This is a genomic window from Peribacillus cavernae, assembly GCF_003989135.1.
Lineage (GTDB): Bacteria > Bacillota > Bacilli > Bacillales > DSM-1321 > Peribacillus > Peribacillus cavernae.
In genome coordinates, this window is record NZ_RYZZ01000059.1 from 1 (window position 1) to 2,178 (window position 2,178).

General features: G+C 42.2%; 1 protein-coding gene. It reads right to left on the reverse strand.

Annotation, left to right across the window (positions count from 1 at the left end; genetic code table 11):
• Positions 1-95: 95 nt before the first annotated feature.
• Positions 96-1,529: a group II intron reverse transcriptase/maturase gene (ltrA, locus tag ELQ35_RS22260; protein WP_126867361.1), complete on the reverse strand. Its 1,434-nt coding sequence runs from the start codon at positions 1,527-1,529 to the stop codon at positions 96-98.
• Positions 1,530-2,178 lie beyond the last annotated feature (649 nt).

The following is a 2,178-nucleotide window of genomic DNA, read 5'->3' on the forward strand; positions in this document are numbered from 1 at the left end:
AATAAAGTAGGGAAACCACTCTCGTGGCTTCCCCCTTATCAAACCGTACATGCCCTATTAAGGCATACGGCTTACCCTTATGTTACAATGTTTTATCAAGAGGATGCGTTCCAGGCATTTTGCATCTTTTGGAGTCGTAGAGGAGTAAAATATTCCTCTCCTTTTTCTTTAGCTCTTTTTATTGCGTTTTGTGTTTTACGTTTACTTTTTATTTTCATCTCAGTCAGATACTCATCCAATGTGTATCCATAGGCTTTATTTAAGTAAAGCCAGTAACTTGGGATTAGTTTGATGGCGACGAAGAATCCATTATTCCACTTGTATCGCATTTTCTTTTCTTTCCTCTGGTTAGGATGTTTATGGATAAAGGCTACTCTTAACCTTCTCCGTATGTATCCGTCGAGGTCTAAGAGGATTCTTCGAATCCACCTTGTTCTGCAATGGCTTTTTAACCCCAATGCATCATTTTCTTTTATTGCATCAATGATGGTGACGTAATAGTTGACCTTTCCTCTAATAATAGGATTTACACGATTGATCCATTCTTCCTTGCTTAAGGTCAGGGTTTTCCGTGTTTTCTCCTTTATTTTGAGGCGAAAATCCTTAATGGATTCTTCCTTCGGAGTGACATGAAAGACTGGCTTTTTGTCTTTCTTTCCTTCTCTCCAATGATGAAAGGTAAAGCCAAGAAAATCGAAATCATCCTTTTGAAAATCTACCACTTTCGTCTTTGCTTCTGATATTTCCAATCCTAACTCGGCCAGTTTGTCTTTTGTCAAAGCGGCCGCCTTATTAATCTCTTCCTTTGACTTGGCAAATAGAAGAAAGTCATCCGCATAACGAACAAACCGTATTCCGTTCAAGTCCCATTCCCAATCCATTTCATTCAGGTATACATTGGCAAGTAAAGGAGAAATGACACCGCCTTGCTGAGTCCCGTAATCAGAGTGTATTCTTTTACCTTCTTCTAGATATCCAACTTTAAGCCACTGCTCAATCATATTCAGGACCGTTCGGTCCGAAACGTACTTCTTCAATACGGTAAGCAGTTTCTTGTGTGGAATATTATCAAAGAACCCTTTAATATCGCAATCAAAGATATGATTATATCCTTGTTCAATATTCCATAGGATGATCTGTAGGGCTCTTTTCACTCCACGATTCGGACGGTATCCCACGGACCAGCTGTGGAAAAGTTGTTCTTCAAATTTCGGTTGTAAGACATTTACAACGCTCTGCTGTACAATGCGGTCTTCAATTGTCGGGATTCCAAGTGGACGTTTCTTTCCGTCTTTCTTGGGAATGTATACCCTTCTCGCGGGTTGCGGTTTATATGTTTTGGTTTTCAATTTCTCCAGAAGATTCATGATGTTTTCTTCAAGCTTTACTTCATAGCTTTCAATGGTTTCTCCGTCTATTCCACCTGCGCCTTTGTTTTCTTTTACTTTCAGAAAACTCTCGGTTAGCTTGCGGTCAAAGAGAAGTTGTCCGTAAACGCTGTGCAATTTCATTTTCCACTCTTGATTCATTGCGTATTCCACGCCTTTCCTGGATGTACATTCAAACGGTTTTACCGCAGTAACGTGATTGTTAACATTACATCTCGTCATGACTTGGAGCCATAGGTCATTCCCCTTCCGTTCATCCGGTGTTTGGTCACCGAACTACTCCCGTACTACGAGAATGTCTGACTTCTCCACCCGTTCTTTGTCACTTCGGATTGCCCTTATAGACGAGAACCCTGCCTGTTTGGTAAGGTGGAGACCTCACGGGGTCATCACATTTTCCTTCAAGACATGCCCTTCACCATCACGTGATAAGTCACATTTTCTCGTTCTGACTTCTAAAGAAAATGCCTGTTTGAGTGGGCTTCCTCACTTTTCGAAAAGTCGCCAACTTATCCCGCCGCCGTGCTTCACACTTTATGCATTAGGGCCTATCTTTTCGCCTGCGGGTCTCTCGATTGTCCGCATCTCCTTCAGACAACACCTCACGATATTGCCCTAGATTAGGCTTCCCGAGCTAGGTCAGTCTCCTCGGGGATGGACTTTCACCATCTGGAACTTCGTTTCTTTATCCTTCACCCAGTCGTTTCACCGCAATGGCGTCTCTGTCTTGATAAAGAAAAGAATGGGTGTGGAAATCTTCCACACTCTATGCGACTGCCCGTCGCACAAA